General features: G+C 71.3%; 15 protein-coding genes. 3 read left to right on the forward strand and 12 right to left on the reverse strand.

The genetic code is table 11. The annotated features are described in order from the left end of the window. Nucleotides 1–87: 87 nt before the first annotated feature. The gene (locus EMA17_RS09540) at nt 88–1,083 is read right to left on the reverse strand and encodes an inorganic phosphate transporter (RefSeq protein ID WP_126636469.1); all 996 of its coding nucleotides are present in this window, start codon (nt 1,081–1,083) and stop codon (nt 88–90) included. Nucleotides 1,084–1,087: 4 nt separating this feature from the next. Further along, nucleotides 1,088–1,708 (reverse strand): DUF47 domain-containing protein, encoded by a 621-nt coding sequence (locus EMA17_RS09545; RefSeq protein WP_020552276.1) that lies wholly within the window; start codon nt 1,706–1,708, stop codon nt 1,088–1,090. A 386-nt stretch (nt 1,709–2,094) separates the two neighbouring features. Between EMA17_RS09545 and EMA17_RS53255 the strand changes: the two genes are divergently transcribed. Beyond that, a complete protein-coding gene (locus EMA17_RS53255; RefSeq protein WP_218042739.1) occupies nt 2,095–2,499 on the forward strand; it encodes a metal-sensitive transcriptional regulator in 405 nt (134 codons plus the stop codon). A gap of 376 nt (nt 2,500–2,875) precedes the next feature. On the opposite strand, the gene EMA17_RS09560 is transcribed toward EMA17_RS53255, so the two are convergent. The 10 genes from EMA17_RS09560 to EMA17_RS09605 form a co-directional block, all read right to left on the reverse strand. Next, on the reverse strand, nt 2,876–3,763 hold the full coding sequence (locus EMA17_RS09560) for an SCO4651 family lipoprotein (protein WP_126636471.1): 888 nt from the start codon (nt 3,761–3,763) through the stop codon (nt 2,876–2,878). Nucleotides 3,764–3,852: 89 nt separating this feature from the next. Further along, the gene (locus EMA17_RS09565) at nt 3,853–4,539 is read right to left on the reverse strand and encodes a GntR family transcriptional regulator (protein WP_126636472.1); all 687 of its coding nucleotides are present in this window, start codon (nt 4,537–4,539) and stop codon (nt 3,853–3,855) included. Between the two features lie 28 nt (nt 4,540–4,567). Then, nucleotides 4,568–5,203, reverse strand: coding sequence for a phosphatase PAP2 family protein (locus EMA17_RS09570; protein WP_246126553.1), 636 nt, complete (start codon nt 5,201–5,203; stop codon nt 4,568–4,570). Nucleotides 5,204–5,314: 111 nt separating this feature from the next. After that, nucleotides 5,315–6,067, reverse strand: coding sequence for an ABC transporter ATP-binding protein (locus EMA17_RS09575; protein WP_246126578.1), 753 nt, complete (start codon nt 6,065–6,067; stop codon nt 5,315–5,317). Between the two features lie 103 nt (nt 6,068–6,170). After that, nucleotides 6,171–7,091, reverse strand: coding sequence for an ABC transporter permease (locus EMA17_RS09580; protein ID WP_126636473.1), 921 nt, complete (start codon nt 7,089–7,091; stop codon nt 6,171–6,173). A gap of 58 nt (nt 7,092–7,149) precedes the next feature. After that, nucleotides 7,150–8,013, reverse strand: coding sequence for a glycosyltransferase family 2 protein (locus EMA17_RS09585; RefSeq protein ID WP_126636679.1), 864 nt, complete (start codon nt 8,011–8,013; stop codon nt 7,150–7,152). Between the two features lie 71 nt (nt 8,014–8,084). Next, nucleotides 8,085–8,867, reverse strand: coding sequence for a CDP-alcohol phosphatidyltransferase family protein (locus EMA17_RS09590; protein WP_126636474.1), 783 nt, complete (start codon nt 8,865–8,867; stop codon nt 8,085–8,087). After that, the gene (locus EMA17_RS09595) at nt 8,845–9,915 is read right to left on the reverse strand and encodes an iron-containing alcohol dehydrogenase family protein (RefSeq protein ID WP_126636475.1); all 1,071 of its coding nucleotides are present in this window, start codon (nt 9,913–9,915) and stop codon (nt 8,845–8,847) included. The genes EMA17_RS09590 and EMA17_RS09595 overlap by 23 nt, the downstream gene beginning before the upstream one ends. Next, nucleotides 9,903–10,670, reverse strand: coding sequence for a phosphocholine cytidylyltransferase family protein (locus tag EMA17_RS09600; protein ID WP_126636476.1), 768 nt, complete (start codon nt 10,668–10,670; stop codon nt 9,903–9,905). Before EMA17_RS09600 ends, EMA17_RS09595 begins: the two co-directional genes overlap by 13 nt. Continuing rightward, nucleotides 10,667–12,457, reverse strand: coding sequence for a DUF5941 domain-containing protein (locus EMA17_RS09605; RefSeq protein ID WP_371862978.1), 1,791 nt, complete (start codon nt 12,455–12,457; stop codon nt 10,667–10,669). The genes EMA17_RS09600 and EMA17_RS09605 overlap by 4 nt, the downstream gene beginning before the upstream one ends. 432 nt (nt 12,458–12,889) lie before the next feature. On the opposite strand from EMA17_RS09605, the gene EMA17_RS09610 reads away from it, so the two are divergent. Beyond that, on the forward strand, nt 12,890–15,733 hold the full coding sequence (locus tag EMA17_RS09610; protein ID WP_126636477.1) for a bifunctional glycosyltransferase/CDP-glycerol:glycerophosphate glycerophosphotransferase: 2,844 nt from the start codon (nt 12,890–12,892) through the stop codon (nt 15,731–15,733). Further along, complete coding sequence (locus EMA17_RS09615; RefSeq protein ID WP_246126554.1) at nt 15,730–16,896, forward strand: glycosyltransferase; 1,167 nt, start codon at nt 15,730–15,732, stop codon at nt 16,894–16,896. Before EMA17_RS09610 ends, EMA17_RS09615 begins: the two co-directional genes overlap by 4 nt. Nucleotides 16,897–16,913: the final 17 nt, after the last annotated feature.

Raw genomic sequence — 16,913 nt, forward strand, 5'->3', positions numbered from 1 at the left:
AACGCTTGTGCCACCTGTGGCATCCGCGCCGTCCGGGCCGAATACCGCGTGCGTCCTGCATTACGCGCGCGGCGCGCGGCCCCGGGGTCAGCCCACGATCAGGTGGGCGATCCCGTAGGTGCCCGCCGCGACCAGACCCGCGGCCGGCATCGTGGTGAACCAGCCGATCAGGATGTTCTTGGCGACGCCCCAGCGCACCGCCTTGACCCGCTTGGTCGCGCCCACGCCCATGATCGCCGAGGTGATGATGTGCGTGGTGGAGATCGGCGCCTTGAAAACGTAGGCCGTGGTGTACAGGATCGACGCGGCCGTGGTCTCGGCGGCGAAGCCCTGCGGCGGATCCAGCTCGATGATCTTGCGGCCGAGGGTGCGCATGATCCGCCATCCGCCCGCGTAGGTGCCGGCCGAGAGCGTGATGGCGCAGGCGAGCTTGACCCACACCGGAATGCCGTCGCCCTCGTGGTGCCCGCTGATCACCAGCGCCATCACCACGATGCCCATCGTCTTCTGGGCGTCCTGGATGCCGTGCCCGAGCGCCATGCCGGCCGCCGAGACGGTCTGCGCGAGCCGGAATCCGCGCTTGGCCTTGTGCGGGTTGGACCTGCGGAACAGCCAGATGATCCCGACCATCACCAGATAGCCGGCCACCAGGCCGACCACCGGCGACAGGAACATCGGGATGACCACTTTTTCCAGCACGCCGTCCCAGTAGACGGTGCTGGAGCCCGCGAGCGCGGCGCCGACCAGGCCACCGAACAGTGCGTGCGACGAGGACGAGGGCAGTCCGAAGTACCAGGTCAGCAGGTTCCAGAAGATCGCGCCGACCAGCGCCGCGAACAGGATGACCAGACCTTGATGGCCCTCGGGGGTGGAGATCAGCCCTTCGCTGACGGTCTTCGCGACACCTTCGCCGAGGAAGGCGCCGGCGAGGTTCATCACCGCGGCCATGGCCAGCGCCGCCCGCGGGGTCAGTGCCCGGGTGGACACCGAGGTGGCGATGGCGTTGGCCGAGTCGTGGAAGCCGTTGGTGTAGGTGAAGAAGAGCGCGACGCCGATGACGATGATCAGACCAGTGAGTTCCACTGGGTCAGGACTCCTTGACGGCGATCGTCTCGACCGTGTTCGCCACGTGCTCGAACCCGTCGGCGGCCTCTTCGAGCACGTCGACGATGCCCTTGAGCTTGAGCACGGTCAGCGCGTCGTACGCCCCGCTGAACAGGTGCGCCAGCAACTTGCGGTGGATCTGGTCGGCCTGGTTCTCGAGTCGGTTGATCTCGATCCAGTACTCGGTCAGGTCCTTCATCGTGCGCAGCCGGGGCATCGCCTCGGCGGTCAGCTCCGAGGCCCGCACGAGCACCTCGATCTGGTCCGCGACCTGGGGCGGGAGTTCGTCGAGCTGGTACAGCACGACCAGGTCGACCGCCTCTTCCATGTAGTCCATGACGTCGTCGAGTTGCGAGGCGAGCGCGTAGATGTCCTCGCGGTCGAACGGCGTGATGAAGGAGGCGTTGAGCTGGCGCATGATCGCATGCGTGGTGTCGTCACCGGCATGCTCGGCCGCGCGCATCCGTTCGGCGATCTCCGGACGAGCGGAGACCTCTGCGCCGAGCAACTCCGTCAGGAGCTTGGATGCGGTGACCAGGTTGCTCGCCGCTGCGGCGAACATGTCGTAGAAGCTCGTCTCCCTGGGGGTCAGACGCAATCGCACTTGAGGTCTCCGGGATAATGAAGGTGGTCGGCGTCGATGCTAGGCGCTCTTGCGGTCCTGCACGCAAACCGGGGAGTCGACGCGAACCCCGGCCGTACCCGGCGGTAATGAGACACACGCGCACAGCGACGAACGGGCATGCGGAACCGCCCGTTCCGCCGTCGAGGACGCCCGTCACACGGCCAGAGTATGGGTCCGCGCACCATTCGAATGACAGAGCGGCCTACCCTCGATCCATGTCGCCCACATCACACGAACCGGATCCGGCGATCGACCGGCACGGCGCCGGTCGGGGTCGGTCCGGCACGGGCGGGGCGATCGGAACGCTTGCCGGATATACCCCCCGGGGGTAAATTCGAAGACGTGGACGGTCACCCGATCGGGCCATGGACAGGTGGGAAACGGCCGCACGGACACGGGAGACGACGGTGGAACAGGATCCGCAGACGCCCAACACGAAGGCGACATCCGGTGCGTCGGGGCACGAAACCTCGGGACACGGCGCGTCGGGGCACGGCTACAGCGGGCGCAAGGACGAGCACCTGAAGCGGCTGCGTCGGGTCGAGGGGCAGATTCGCGGCCTGCAGCGCATGGTCTCCGAGGACGAGTACTGCATCGACATCCTCACCCAGGTCTCGGCGGCGACCAAGGCGCTGCAGTCCTTCGCGCTCAGCCTGCTGGAGGAACACCTCGGGCACTGCGTGGCGAACGCGGTGGAAAAGGGCGGTCCGGAGGCGGAGGAGAAGGTCAAGGAGGCGTCCCAGGCGATCGCACGCCTGGTGCGCTCCTGAGGCCGCGGCGACGGGGGCCGGCCCTGCCGTGGGCGCCCGACCCCCAGCCGCCGGCCAGACCGAGCACGGCGTCGATCTGCGCCTGGGTGAGCGGACCCTCGCTCGCCGAGGCCGCGATCATCAGGTCCCCGTAGAGCTCGATCTCGTCGAGGACGACGTGGTCGTGCACGCGGCGATCGGAGAATCGTGACACCCCCATCACCTCCTCGCGGCACACCTCGGACGGTCCTTCGGCCCATCCAGCGTAGAGGCGGCTCCTCGGCGCGAACATGACACGCCTGGGTCATTTGGGAACCGCCCGGAACGACGCCGCGGATGTGACCGGGGCCGCCCGGCGGACCGGGCCCGGGCCCGGTCCGGCCGATGCCGGCAAGGTCTAGCCGCGTTTCGCGGGGGTGCCCGGTGGGGCCGCGGGCGGAGCCGGTGGCACGTAGAGGTCCTTGGCCTCGGGCGGTTTGACGTCGACCACGACGCCGAAGTCGTACAGCTCCGCGGCGGAGAGCACCTTCGTCGTCGGCGCGGACTTGGCCTCGTCCGGGCCCATCACGAACACGAACGACTCCTCGACCTTGCGCAGTCGACCGGCCTCGTCGAGGTAGGCGTCGAACGGGATCGGCGCGCCCTCGAAGGTCTTCAGCGCGGCGGCCAGCGGGCCGCGCACCTCCGGCGCGGTCAGGTCGTGCGCCTTGCGGATGTCCAGGGTGCCCTTGTAGTGCCGCACGGTGTCCGGGCCCAGCTTCTCGGTGCCCACCAGGACCACGTCGTCGTTGACCCCGCGCAGTATCTCGAAGGACGTCCCGGGGTCGGTGCCGCCGCCGCTGACCAGGTTGCCGTCGGCCAGCCCGTCGATCGCGAGGCGCACCCACTTGTCCTTGGGGATGCCGGGCGAGCCGTTCTTCATGTAGAGCGCTTCGGGGGTCAGGATCTCCTGGAGCGGCCCGGCGATGCCGGAGTCCTTGGGCGCGTCCACCGTGAGCGAACCGATGTGCCGGACGTAGTCGAACATGCCCTGGCCGGTGAGCTTCACGACGCGGTTGTCGCTCTGCATCGTCATCGTGGTGCGGGTGCGCGAACTCTTCGCGCCCGTGGTGACGTCGGCCGCCTTGCGCACGGCGGCGACCGCTTCCGACGGGCCGCCGCTCGCGGCCCCGCCACTGCCCTTGACCTGCGCTCCCTGCGGTTGCACGTCGTCGCCCTGACAGCCGGCGACGCCGGCCAGGACGAGGGCGCAACAGGCACTCGTGAGCGCGGTGCGGACCAACATGTGGGGTTCTCCCGGATGCTCGGAATCCTCGCGTGACGGCCGGCCACGCGGCGGCGGCTCGACGGGACAACGAGCGAGCCGACGCCGGGTTACGGCCGTTCGGGGGATGCCGGGGCGGGCGGGCGCGATCGGGCCAGGTGTCGGCGGGTCGCCTCCTCGGCGCCCGCCGCGTCGCGGGCCTCGATCAGGTCGAGCAGCCGGTGGAACTCGGCGGCGATCGAGCCGTGTTCGGCCGCGTCCGGCGCCGGGCCGGGACCGTACAGCCGGGCCTGGGCCCGCAGTTCGGCGACCACCTTGACCAGGCGCGCGTTTCCGGCCAGGCCGAGCAGGTGCGCGTGGAAGCGGTCCTCGGCGTCCACGCGGTCCGCCACGTCGGCCCGCTCCGACGCGTCGGCGAGGTCGTCGACCAGCGCGCGCAGGCGCGGCAGTTCGTCCGCGCAGCCGTCCCGGGCGAGCCGGGCGACGGTCGGTATCTCCAGGAGTTCGCGCAGGTCGTGCACGTCGGCCAGGTCCGCGGCGGACATCGCGCGCACCCGGAAGCCCTTGTTGCGGACCGGTTCGACGAGGCCGTCCTTGGCCAGGTCGAGCAGTGCCTCGCGCACCGGCGTGGCGGACACCCCGAACCGGCCAGCCAGGGCCGGCGCCGAGTAGACCACCCCCGGCCGCATCCGGCCGGCCACCAGCGCGGCCCGGATCGCCCGCGCGACCTGTTCGCGCAGGCTCAGCCGCTCGCCCAGTCGGCCCGCGTCCCGGCCGCCCTCGGTGTCGCTCCCCATCGTGTCCGCCCCCTCGGCCGCGCCGCCGTCATCCCGCCGGACGCGGCTCGGCCGTGACCAGTGGCCGCAGCGGTCCGCGTTCGACCATCCGCACCACCGGCTCCAGGAGGCGGCCCACGAACATCGAGCCGACCAGCGCGACCAGCGCGCCGAGCGCGAACCCGGCGAGCACGTCGGTCGGGTAGTGCACGCCCACGTAGAGCCGGGCGAAGCCGGTGAACACCGCGGCGAGCACCGCGAGGACGCCGATCCGGCGGTCCACCAGCAGGATCCCGACCGCGAGCGCCATCGTGGTCAGCGCGTGGTCGGAGGCGAACGACGGGTCGGTCTTGCCCTGCACGAGCACGTGCAACCCGTCGTGGCTCAGGAAGGGGCGCGGCCGGTCCACCCAGTCGCGCAGCGGCGCGTTGGCCAACTCCGCCACCAGGGCCGCGAGCGGGGCCCACACGAGGCCGGCCACGGCCGCGACGTGGTCCGGCCGGGAGCGTATCCGCCACCACGCGAGCAGGCCGAGCACGGCGAGTACGGCGAACATGCCGTACTCGCCCATGAACTCCATGCCGCCGTGCGCCCAGGAGGTGTGTTCGGTGAGTCCGTTGACGTCCCGCAGGACCTCGATGTCGAGGTTGTCGTCCGTACTCTCCGCCAGGACCTGCAAGGACACCGGTGAACCCCTTTGCGTGGTGCGTGTGGTGCTTGTGGTGCGGGTGGTGCGTGTCGTACCGGCGTTGCCGCCGTGGTGCCGCTGCCGCCTGGACCCGGGTGGGGCCGGGGGCTACTTGCCCTCGTAGGCGTCGACGACCTCCGTCGTCGGACCGTCCATCTTGATCACGCCCTGGTCGAGCCAGATCACCCGATCGCAGGTGTCCCGGATCGACTTCATGCTGTGGCTGACCAGGAAGACCGTGCCCGCCTCCTCGCGGAGCCGGCGGATCCGCGCCTCGCTCTTGAGCTGGAAGTCGCGGTCGCCGGTGGCCAGCGCCTCGTCGATCATCAGCACGTCGTGCGTGCGCGCGGCCGCGATGGAGAACCGCAGGCGGGAGGCCATGCCGGACGAGTACGTCCGCATCGGCAGCCGGAGGAAGTCCTTGCCGTTGTAGTTGTTCAGCCCGGAGAACGTGGCGATGTCGTCGTACTTGTCGTCGGCCTCGCGCTGGGTCATGCCCATCGCCAGGCAGCCCAGGATGATGTTCCGCTCACCGGTGAGGTCGTTCATCATCGCGGCGTTGACGCCCAGGAGCGACGGCTGGCCGTCGCTGTAGATCTTGCCGGTGGTGGGCGGCAACAGGCCGGCGATGCAGCGCAGGATCGTGCTCTTGCCCGAACCGTTGCGCCCGATCAGGCCGATCGCCTGACCCTTGTAGGCGACGAAGCTGACGCCGCGCACGGCGTGCACCTCGGTGATGCCCGCCGCCTTCTTGCGCAGCGCGAGCCGGGACAGCGCGGAGGTGGCGCTGCCCTTGCCCGCGGCGGCGCCGTGCACCCGGTAGATCAGGTGCACGTCGTCGACCACCACGGTCGGCGGCATCTCCTCCTGCGGCTGCTGCGCGGCACCCTGCTCGGGCACGTCGACCTCGGACTTCGCTTCGGACTTCGCGCCGGCCTCGGCCAAACTCATGATCGCGGGCTGCTCAGCCACTGCCGTACCTCTCTTCCGCCTTCCAGAAGTACACGTATCCGCCGATGCCCATCACCAGCGCCCAGCCCACCGCGTAGCCCCACACGTGCAGCGGCAGGGTGTGGTGGCTGTCGATGAGCGAGTCGCGGATCACCTCGATGTAGACCGCTCCCGGGTTCGCCTCCAGCACCCGGGCCACCCAGCCGGGCGCCTTGTCGGTGTAGGAGTCCAGGCTGTAGAACACGCCGCTGAGGTACAGCCAGGTGCGCAGCACGAACGGCAGCAGCTGCTTGATGTCCACCAGCACCGCGCCGATCCGGGCCAGGACCAGGCTCAGACCGACGTTGAAGACGAACTGCAGCACCAGCGCGGGCACCACCAGGAGCCACTTCAGGGTGAGCGGCTCGCCGGTGCCCAGCACGATCGCGCACAGCACGACCATCGAGAACAGCAGCTGCTGGAGCTGAACGATGGTGAACGAGATCGGCAGGCACGCGCGGGGGAAGTGCAGTGCCCGGATCAGATTGAGCTGGTCGCTGATCGCCCGGCTGCCCGCGAGCACCGCGCTCTGCGTGAAGGTGAACACGAAGACGCCGGTGACCAGGAAGGCGACGTAGTTGTCGATGCCCTCCTTGGTCTGCACCAGGTAGCCGAAGATCAGGTAGTACACGGCCGCGTTCATCAGCGGCGTGAGCACCTGCCACACCTGGCCGAGCTTGGCCGTGCTGTAGGTGGCCCGGGTCTTGGCGTTGGCGAAGGCCACGATGAAGTGGCGCCGGGCCCAGAGCTGCCCGCTGTACGCGAACAGCCCGGGGCGGGCACCACTGACCGTCAGCTTGTAGCGGGCGGCGAGGTCCGCCAGTGGTTCGCTGGAACCGGGGGGTGCCGACGTCCCCTGTGGGCTAAGGGTGTCGGCCTGCACGCTGTTGGCCACGTTGACACTTTCATGTGCGTCGGGTCGAAATCGATACGGTACGGGGAATTCCAGCCTGTCAGATCACGGGCGGACGGCCGAGCCTGGTCATCCGCCAGACCGTTCGCCAGGACATCGGTCGGCGCGGGCCGGCGGGGGTCCGCCAGCCCTCCCGGAAGCCGGCCGCCCAGGCCCTGGCGTTCTCCTTGGACGGTCGGCGGGCGGCGGTGAGCACCACCCAGGTACCCAGGTAGGCGGGCACGATCGGCCACGGCAGATTGCGCCGGGCCAGGTAGACGCGGTTGCGCGCGTTCATCCGGAAGTAGGAGGCGTGCCGGGCCGGGCTGGTCTTGGGGTGCTCCAGCACGATGTCGGCGCGGTACTCGATCTCCCAGCCCGCGTCGAGCGTGCGCCAGGCCAGGTCGGTCTCCTCGTGCGCGTAGAAGAAGTCGTCGGGCAGCCCGCCGACCTCGCGCAGCACCGCGGCGCGCACCGCGGCGGCGCCGCCCAGGAAGGTGGTCACCGGGCCGGAGTGCAGCGGGTCGCCGACCCGGATCCGGGGCACGTGCCGGCGCTGGGTCTCGCCGCTGTCCGGATCCACGATGCGGAAGGAGACGATGCCCAGGCGCGGGTTGGCCGCGAACGCCTCGCGCAGCAGGCGGCCGGCGTCGGTGCCGCCGAGCCTGCCGTCGTCGTCGAGGAAGAGCACCACGTCGGTGTCGGCCGGCAGGGCGTCGGTGCCGACGTTGCGGCCGGCGGGGATGCCCACGTTCTTCGGCAGGGCGACGCCCACCGCGCCCTCGGGCAGCTCCGGCAGCGGCCCGCCGTTGGCCACCACGACCACGGCCATCGACTCGCCGTCCTGGTCGGCGACCGAGCGCAGCAGTCGGTCCAGCTCGTGCGGGCGGTCGCCCATGGTCAGCACCACCGCGCCGAGCGCCAGGTGGCCGGCGTCGGGGGTGCCGGGCCGGTCGCCGGCGCCGTCGGCCCGCTGCCCCTCGGCAGCCTCGGCGGTCACCGGAGCCTGCTCGACATGAGCACGCTGACCAGGTGCAGCACGGTCTGCAGGAGGGCGATGGCGGCCAGCGCGGTGACCGCGATCCGGCTGTAGAGCAGGCCGCCGTCGTCGGCCACCAGGTCGAGCACGCCGGCCAGGAGCAGGAAGATCGACGCCTCGACGGCGCCGACCAGGCGGTGGAACTTGAGCGAGGCGACCACCTTGCGCGCGCTCGCCGCGCCCGAGGAGCGCGGCACGGCGGCGGCGTCCTGTACGGGCGGCAGGCCGCTCTTCGCGCGGGCGCCGTCGACCAGGTCGGTCTCGGACTTGATCAGGATCGCGCCGAGGGCGGCGACCACGCCGAGCGTGGCGTAGCCGTTGAAGCCGCCGCCGTCCAGGACGCCCGCCGCGTGCAGGCCGGCGCCGGAGAGCAGCGCGGCCTCGGACAGGTAGTGGCCGACCCGGTCGAGGTAGACCCCGGTGACCGAGGTCTGCCGGCGCCAGCGGGCCACCTCGCCGTCGACGCAGTCGAGCAGCAGGTAGAGCTGCACCAGGATCAGCGCGGCGAGCGGTCCGGCGATGCCGGGCAGGATCAGCGCGGCGCCGGCGGCGATGCCCGCGAGGATCATCATGTAGGTGAGCCCGTTGGGCGTCACCCGGGTCCCGACGATGCGTCGGGTGACCTGGAGGGAGATCTGCCGCATGTAGATGCGGCCGGCCCAGTGTTCGCCACTGCGCCGGTCGAGCAGTCCCTCGGGGTGTACGACCGAGCGAAGCTCAGCCGCCGTAGGTGTGGACATATTCGGTCACCGAATCCCGGATGGCGTCGTGGTCGAGGTCGAGATGTTCGAGGATGGTGAAACGTCCCGGGCGGGTCTGCGGCGCGTGACTCACCACCGCCGTGAACTCGTCGATGGTCAGGCCGAGATGCTCCGGCACGACCGGCAGCCTGTGCCGATCGAGGGTGCTCGTCAAGAGCCTGGTCAGCGCCTCGTCGCCGCGCAGGTGGGTGGCGAACGCGGCGCCCAGGCCGACCTGTTCGCCGTGCAGCCCGTCGTGTCCGTCGCGCTCGCCGTAGAGCAGGTCGATGGCGTGCGAGATCTCGTGGCAGGCACCGCTGCACGGGCGGGTGGTGCCGGCCACCGACATCGCTATCCCGGAGAGCACCAGGCCCTCGGTCAGCGCGACCAGGAAGTCGTCGTCCTCGATGCCGCCCGGGCGGTGCAGCATCGAGTCGCCGGAGGTACGGGCCAGCGCGACCGCGAGGCCGTCCAGCGGCTCGCCGGTGATCCGGTGGGACAACTCCCAGTCGGCCACCGCGCACAGGTTCGACAACGACTCGCCGATCCCGGAGCGCACGAAGCGCTGCGGCGCGGCCCGGACCAGGTCCAGGTCGACCACCAGCGCGATCGGCGTGGGCACGCCGTAGGAACCGCGGCCCGCGTCGTTGTCGAGGATGCTCACCGGCGAGGCGATGCCGTCGTGGGCGAGGTTGGTGGCGACCGCGACCATGGGCAGGCCCACGCGCGCGGCGGCGTACTTGGTGGCGTCCAGGACCCGGCCGCCGCCGAGGCCGACCACCGCGTCGTAGGCGCCGCCGCGCATGCGGTCGGCCAGGTCGACCGCCGCGGTCAGCGTGCCGCCGCCCACCGAGTACCACTCGGCCCCCGGCAGTTGCGGGGCGAACCGCTCGCGCAGCCCGGCGCCGGAGCCCTCGCTGACCACGACCGCGATCCGCCCCGAGGTGGAGACCCGACGGTCGGCCAGGATGCCGGCCAGGTCGGCGACCGCGCCCGCGCGGATGTCGACGGTGAGCGGTGTGGGGACCAGTCGGGTCAGTACCGGCACGCGATCTCCCGGGCGACCGTCAGGTCCTCGGTGGTGTCGATCTCGGTCCACGGCACCCGGGTGTCGGGCGCGCCGATCGGCTGCACGTCGACCCGGCCGCCGCGGTTCACCAACTCCTGGTAGCCGTCCTCGTAGTACAGCTGCGGGTCGCGCTCGAAGGTGGCCCGGAGCGCGTCGACCAGCGCGGGCGCGGCGTGGCCCTCGATCAGCGTGACGCCGATGTACTCGCCGGCCGCCTCGGCCGGGTCCATCAGCTTGGTGATCCGGCGCATCCGGCCGTCGTCGCCGAGGGTGACCTTCATTTCCTCGTCGGCGAGCGGCTTGGCGGTGTCCAGGGCCAGGATGATGCCCTTGTCGCCGCCCCGCGCGGCCAGCATGGTCTCCTGTACCGAGAGCGGGTGCAGCGTGTCGCCGTTGGCGAGCAGCACGCCGTCGGCGAGGTGGTCGCGGGCGCACCACAGGGAGTAGGCGTTGTTCCACTCCTCGGCCTTGTCGTTGTCGACCAGGTGCAGTTCGAGGCCGTACCGACGCTCCAGCAGGCCCTGCCGCTCGCGGATCGCGTCGCCGCAGTAGCCGATCACGATCGCGGCCTCGGTCAGGCCGACCGCGGCGTAGTGGGAGAGCGTGACCTCCAGGATCGAGCGCTCGCTGTCCGGCGCACCGGGCGCGCCCACCGGCACCAGGGCCTTGGGCAGCGTGTCGGTGTGCGGGCGCAGCCGGCGGCCGGCGCCGGCGGCGAGAACGAGGCCGATCATGAAAGGTCTCCAGTTCGATCGGTGGCCGCCGCGACGACGGCCTCCAGGGGGCGGTACGACGATGTGGAGGCCGAGGGGGCGGGGCCCACCGGGGTGGCGTCGTCGATGTCCGGGCGCGCGCCGCGCACCCAGAAGGCGACACTCTCGGCGAGCACGATCGCCGCCAGCACGCCGGCCGTGACGATCAGACCGGTGCGCAGGGTGTCCGAGCCCGCCGCGGCCAGCACGGTCACCAGGAGCACACGTCCCTCGTGACCGAGCACCGCCCACACCAGCGCCCGGGGCGGGGCCCCGTAGCCGCCGCGCAGGCGATACACCGTGTCGTAGTGATGGTAGGCGGTGGCCGCGACCAAACCGAATGCCGCGGCCACCGCGGTGGGCACCACCCGCGCGGCCAGGACGGTGATCGCGGCGTATTCGGCGGCCCGGAAGATCGGCGGCACCACCCAGTCGAGCCGGCGCACGAGCGGGCGGCCGATCGCCACCCCGGCGCACAGCACGTAGGCGCCCGCGCCGGCCAGGCCCCACCACTCGCCCGCGCCACCCGCCAGCAGCACGGCGAGCAGGGCGGCGGTACCGAGCAGCGCGGCCGCCGGGGCGGGCACGCGCAGGCGCAGCCGGGCGACGAGTTCGGCGAGGGGGCCGCTGTCGGCGAGCGCGGCCAGGTGCTCGCCGACCTGCGGGGCGGCCGGGGTGCGGCGCGGCAGCGAGCGCAGGATGCGGCCGAGCGAGGTGTAGCAGGCGGCGAGCACGCAGCCGGTGATCAGCACGACGAAGGTGATGCGCGGTGTGGTGGTCGCGGTGAGCACGGCGATCAGCGCCCAGCGCTCGCCGATCGGCAGGATGATCATCCGCCGGGCCCACACGGTCCAGCCGACCGTGTTCAGCTTGCCGGACAGCTTGGCGCCCGCGCCGCCGTCCGCGCTCTCGTCGTCCCCGCCGCCGATGCCGCGCCGGGTCTCGTTGAACGCGAAGTCGACGATGTGCCGGGTGGTCATCACCACCATCGCGACCAGCGCGAGGGTCCACACGTCGTCGTCGTGCCGGGCGGCGCCGAGCGCCAAGCCCGCGTAGACGGCGTACTCCTTGGCCCGGTCGAAGGTGGCGTCCAGCCACGAGCCGATCCGCGAATAGCTCACCGCGTAGCGGGCGAGTTGGCCGTCGGTGCAGTCGAGCACGAAGGAGAAGTACAGGCCCAGGGCCGCGCCGATGTAGCCGGCGCGGGTGCCGGTGGCCGCGCCCGCCGCCGCGGCGAGCGCGACGAACAGCGAGGCGACGGTGACCTGATTGGGCGTCAGGCCCCGGCGCGCGCACCAGCGGGCCAGGTAGCGCGACCAGGTGCTGACCGCGAACGTGGTGAAGAAGCCGTCCCGGGCCTTGACCGCCGAGGTCAGTCGGACGCGCTCGTCGTCCACCGCGGCCACCGCGGCCACCGCCCGGGCGCGGGCGTCCTCGTCGCGCGGCACCTCGGCGAGCAGTTCGCCCAGCGGCACCTCACGCAGCGAGACGCCCGCCGCGGCCAGCCGCTCGGCGATCAGGTCGGGCACGCAGGTGTCGGCGGCGGGCCGGTCGAGTCCGGCCACGATCCGGGCCGCCTCGGCCCTGGCCTCGCCCTCGACGGCGAGCACGCCGGGTACGTGTGCGGCCGGGAAGCGGGTGTCGGCAATCACCAGGCGCAGCGCGTGCCGGTGGCCGACGAAACGCGCGTCGACGAGGGTGATCCGGTCCTCCCCCGCGGCCAACGCGGCACGCAGCGCGTCCGGGGCCGCCACCTCGATCTCCGGCACACTGCGATCGAGCGCCGACAACTCGGCGAGCAGTGGGGCCGGATCGACCCGAGCCGTCGAACCGGGGGCAGCGGGCGCTGTGACGACCAGGGCGGTGGACAGGCGCCATCACTCCTTTGCGTGCTCGCCTCGTGAGGCGATCGCCGCGGCAACGCCGATCGGGTTCGAGCCGATCCGACGGAGGGTATGGGGGATTCCCCGAAACAACGAGACAGGTTAACGGATCACCCGGCGTCGTCCGCCACCTGCGACGGGGATCGTTTCCGACCCGGCTCGCGAACCCGGGCCCGCGGAACCGCCGACCGCCCGTTTCGCGTCCGTATGCTCCCGACGGTCGCCGGACGCCCGTATCCGGCGGGAATTGGCCCGCCGATCCGCCCCCTGGCTAAGCTCGAGGCACCGTTCTCGAGTCCCGCCCACGGAGGTGGTCGCATGAGTGTGTCCCGCGCACCCGACGTGAGCGTGATCGTGATCGTCTACAACGACGCGACGCGACTGCCCCGCGCGGTGGACTCGGTCCTGCGGCAGACCCTGGACAACCTCGAGATCCTGATCGTCGACGACGCCAGCACCGACGACAGTTTCGCGGTGGCGGAGCGGTTCGCGGCCGAACATCCGGGCAAGGTGCGCGCGATTCGGCTGGAGCACAACAGCGGCGGGTGCAGCCGGCCCCGCAACGAGGGCATCGACCGGGCCCTCGGCACGTTCGTGATGTTCCTCGACAGCGACGACACCCTCGACCGGCACGCGTGCAAGAACATGCTGGTGGCCGCCGAGGAGACCGGGGCGGACCTGATCTCCGGGCTGTGTGTGCGCCTGCACGAGGGCCGCAACGGCAAGATCACCCCGTGGTATCCCGAGCTCTACGCGGAGCGCGCGGTCCTGGAGTCGGCGAGCGAGCGTCCGGAGCTGCTCTACGACACGTTGTCGACGAACAAGTGCTACCGCCGGACCTTCCTGAACGACCACGAACTGCGGTTCCCCGAGGGCCTGCACTACGAGGACCTGCTGTTCTCGGCGCGCGCCTACCTGGGGGCGAACCGGATCACCCTGATCCCGAACACCGTCTACCAGTGGCGGGTGGTCAAGGACGCGAAGGTGCGGTCGATCTCCAACCGACGCGGGGAGTTGCGCAACTTCACCGATCGGCTCGCGATCCACCGCCGGATCGACGAGGAGTTGCAGACCGAGGAACTGCGGTCGCTGAAGCTGCTGAAGGACGTCAAGTTCCTCCAGCACGACCTGGTCCTCTACCTGTGGGGCCTGCCGTTCCAAACCGAGGAATTCCGCCGCGAGTTCATCCCGTTGGCCCAGGAATACCTGGCCACGCTCGACCCTCGGGCCTTCCGCGAGGCCAAGCACATCCCGGCGCTCGCCGCCTATCTGGTGCTGCGCGACGACTGGCCGAACCTGCTGACCGCGATCGACCTCGTGTTGAACCGCAGCAAGGTGGCGGCGCCGCTGCACCGACAGGACGGCCGGGTCTACTGGTGCGCGGAGCACCTGGACGACGAACTCGGCCGCGCGATCCTGGACGTCACCGACCTGGTGACCTGGGCGAAGCCGCTGGACCAGGTCTGGCTCGGCAACGACCTCGTGCACTACTCGTCCACCGGCGGTTCGGTGCGCCTCGCCGGTCTGATCGTCAATCCGCTCGACCGCATCGAGCCGACCGCGCGGCTCTCGGCGCGCCTGGAGTTCCGTTCCCGGCGCAAGAAGCTGGCGATGACCGCGGTGCACGTGCCGGTGGACTCGATCCGGCACACCCCCGAGGGCCTGGCCTGGGAAACCACCGTCGACCTCACCCGCACGCTGCATCCGGTCGGCGTACTCGACCCGGTGTGGGACGTCTGGATGGACCTGACCGTCGACGGCGTGGTCAGCACCAGTCGCCTCTTCGCCACCTCGCTGCCGGAGGACGCCCGTTCGATCCCGATCCGGCCCCGGTTGGGCAAGGCGGTCGGTGACCACGTGCTCCCGTTCATCACGGACAAGGGCCATCTGTCCTTCACCGTCACGCACGAGGGGACGATCGCCCGCAAGGGCCGCGAACTGGTGCTGCGCACGGCCGACAGCGCCTTCGGCCACAAGCTGGTCTCGACCGCCCGCAAACAGATAACCCGTACGGGCGCCCGCAAGCGGGAGGCGTTCCGGCTGGCGCGGACCGCGCTGGCCAAGCTGCCGGTACGCAAGGGCCTGGTCGTCTTCGAAAGCCACCTCGGCCTCCAGTACAGCGACAACCCGCGCTACATCCACGAGGAACTGCGGCGCTCCGGGGCCCGGTTCGAGGCGGTGTGGGTGTACGCGGAGAGCCGGGCGGGCTTCCCCAAGGACGCCACCCTGGTCAAGCGCGGCTCGTGGGCGCACTACAAGGCGCTCGCCCAGGCCGAGTTCTGGATCGACAACCAGGGTGTGCTCGGCGACGCGGTGAAGAACCCCGGCACCACCTACATCCAGACCTGGCACGGCTCCGCGCTCAAGCGCATGGGCTTCGACATGCCCTCGGTCAAGCAGTCCGACGCGGCCGCGCAGGCCCGGCTGCAAAAGGGGGTGGACCGCTTCGACTACTTCGTGGTCCGGTCCGAGCACGACGTGGAGACGCTGATGGCCGCCTACCGGCTGCGGGCCGAGCCGCTGCGCACCGGCTATCCGCGCAACGACGCGCTGGCCGACGCGGACGCGCCGACGGCCGACGTGGAGGCGTTGCGGGCCGAGTTGGGCCTGGTCGGCGATCCGCGCCGGATCGTGTTGTACGCACCGACGTTCCGGCCTCGCGAGGAGGACGAGGAGTTCGAGATGCCGTTCGATCTCGAGCGCTGGGTGCGGGAGTTGGGCGAGGAGTTCGTGCTGCTCGTGCGCACGCACTACCTCGACGCCGTGGACCTGCCGCCGTCGCTGGCGAAGGACGTGCGCGACGCGTCCGCCACGCACGACGTCACACCGCTGCTGCGGCTGGCCGACGTGTTGATCACCGACTACTCGTCGCTGATGTTCGACTACGCGCTCCTGGACCGGCCGATGGTGTTCTACACCTACGACTACGAGGCCTACACGCGGCAGTCGCGCGGGGCCTACTTCGAGTTGGCCGACCGGGCGCCCGGTCCGCTGGCCGCGGATCAGGACGCGTTGTTCGCCGCGGTGCGCGAGTCGGGCGCCGAACACGGGCACTACGCGGACCTGCGCCGGGCGTTCGTGAAGTCCTACGGCGAGTACGACCGGGGCACCGCGGCCAGGCAGATCGTCGAACGCTTCTTCCCGACGGGGGGCGCGCAGTGAGCGGGACCATCGTGACGCGCACACCGCGCGACATCTTCATCGTCTGCAACAACATCGAGGAACTCGGCGGGCTCCAGCGCTGGGCGCACCACACCGCGGGGATGCTGGAGGCGAGCGGCCACGCGGTGCACCTGATCGGTGTCGTGCACCCTGAGAGCGTGCACGACTACGGCCGCGACCTGCCGTACCGCACGAGCGTCCTGCACCGGGTGCATCCGCCGTCGGCCTGGGGCCCGCGCACGGTCCGCGATCGGCTCGACGTGGTCGCCCGGCGTCGGGAGGCGCTGCGCAAGGCGTCGGTGCGGCAGGCGGCCGACCGGCTCACCGCGCTGTTCCGCGCGGCCCGGCCCGGGGCGATCGTGATCGTCCCGCAGGTGTGGGCGATGGAGTGGGTCGCCGCGGCCGACACCTCCGGGTTGCGGGTGATCGGGATGAGCCACGAGTCGTTCGAGGCGTCGGCGAACTCCTCGCGGGCCCGCCGGGTGCGCCGCTGGTTCGCCGACGTCGACCGGCTGCTGCTGCTGACGGTCGAGGACGCGGACGCGTGGAGTCGGGACGGGCTCAACAACGTCGACGTGCTGCCGAACCCGCTGCCGATCACGCCCGAGACGACCTCGGAGCGGACCGCTCCGCTGGTGGTCGCGCTGGGCCGGCTCTCCTTCGAGAAGGGATACGACCTGCTCCTGGAGGCGTGGGTCGACGTGGCGCGGCGCCGGCCCGACTGGCGACTGCGGCTGTACGGCTCGGGGCCCGAGGAGGCGCGGTTGCGCGCCCGGGCGAGCACGCTGGGGTTGACCGACGGCGTCGAGTTCGCGGGCCGCACCGCCGACGTCGAGGGCGCGTTGCGCGAGGCCTCGGTGTTTGCGGCGCCCTCGCGCGCCGAGGGCTTTCCGATCTCGCTGATGGAGGCGATGGCCATGGGCGTGCCCAGCGTCGCGTTCGACTGCGCGCCCGGCGTCCGCGAGATCGTCGCGCACGAGCGGAACGGCCTGCTGGTGCCGCGCGGCAACACCCGGGAGTTCACCGTCGCGTTGGAGCGGCTGATCACCGACCGGGCGTTGCGCGACCGGCTCGGCGAACAGGGCCTCGAGGACGTCACCCGGTTCGCGCCGGAGGCGGTCCTGGAGCGCTGGGAACAGATCTTCGGATACGTCTACCGCTAGCGCGCGTCCGGCCCGGG

It is taken from the genome of Embleya hyalina, assembly GCF_003967355.1.
GTDB classification, from domain to species: Bacteria; Actinomycetota; Actinomycetes; order Streptomycetales; family Streptomycetaceae; genus Embleya; species Embleya hyalina.

Bases quoted from the DNA above. Each gene is read 5' to 3' on its own strand.
- EMA17_RS53255 (WP_218042739.1), top strand. From the start codon at position 2,095: ATGGACAGGTGGGAAACGGCCGCACGGACACGGGAGACGACGGTGGAA.
- EMA17_RS09560 (WP_126636471.1), bottom strand. From the start codon at position 3,763: ATGTTGGTCCGCACCGCGCTCACGAGTGCCTGTTGCGCCCTCGTCCTG.
- EMA17_RS09565 (WP_126636472.1), bottom strand. From the start codon at position 4,539: ATGGGGAGCGACACCGAGGGCGGCCGGGACGCGGGCCGACTGGGCGAG.
- EMA17_RS09575 (WP_246126578.1), bottom strand. From the start codon at position 6,067: ATGCCGCCGACCGTGGTGGTCGACGACGTGCACCTGATCTACCGGGTG.
- EMA17_RS09590 (WP_126636474.1), bottom strand. From the start codon at position 8,867: ATGTCCACACCTACGGCGGCTGAGCTTCGCTCGGTCGTACACCCCGAG.
- EMA17_RS09600 (WP_126636476.1), bottom strand. From the start codon at position 10,670: ATGATCGGCCTCGTTCTCGCCGCCGGCGCCGGCCGCCGGCTGCGCCCG.
- EMA17_RS09610 (WP_126636477.1), top strand. From the start codon at position 12,890: ATGAGTGTGTCCCGCGCACCCGACGTGAGCGTGATCGTGATCGTCTAC.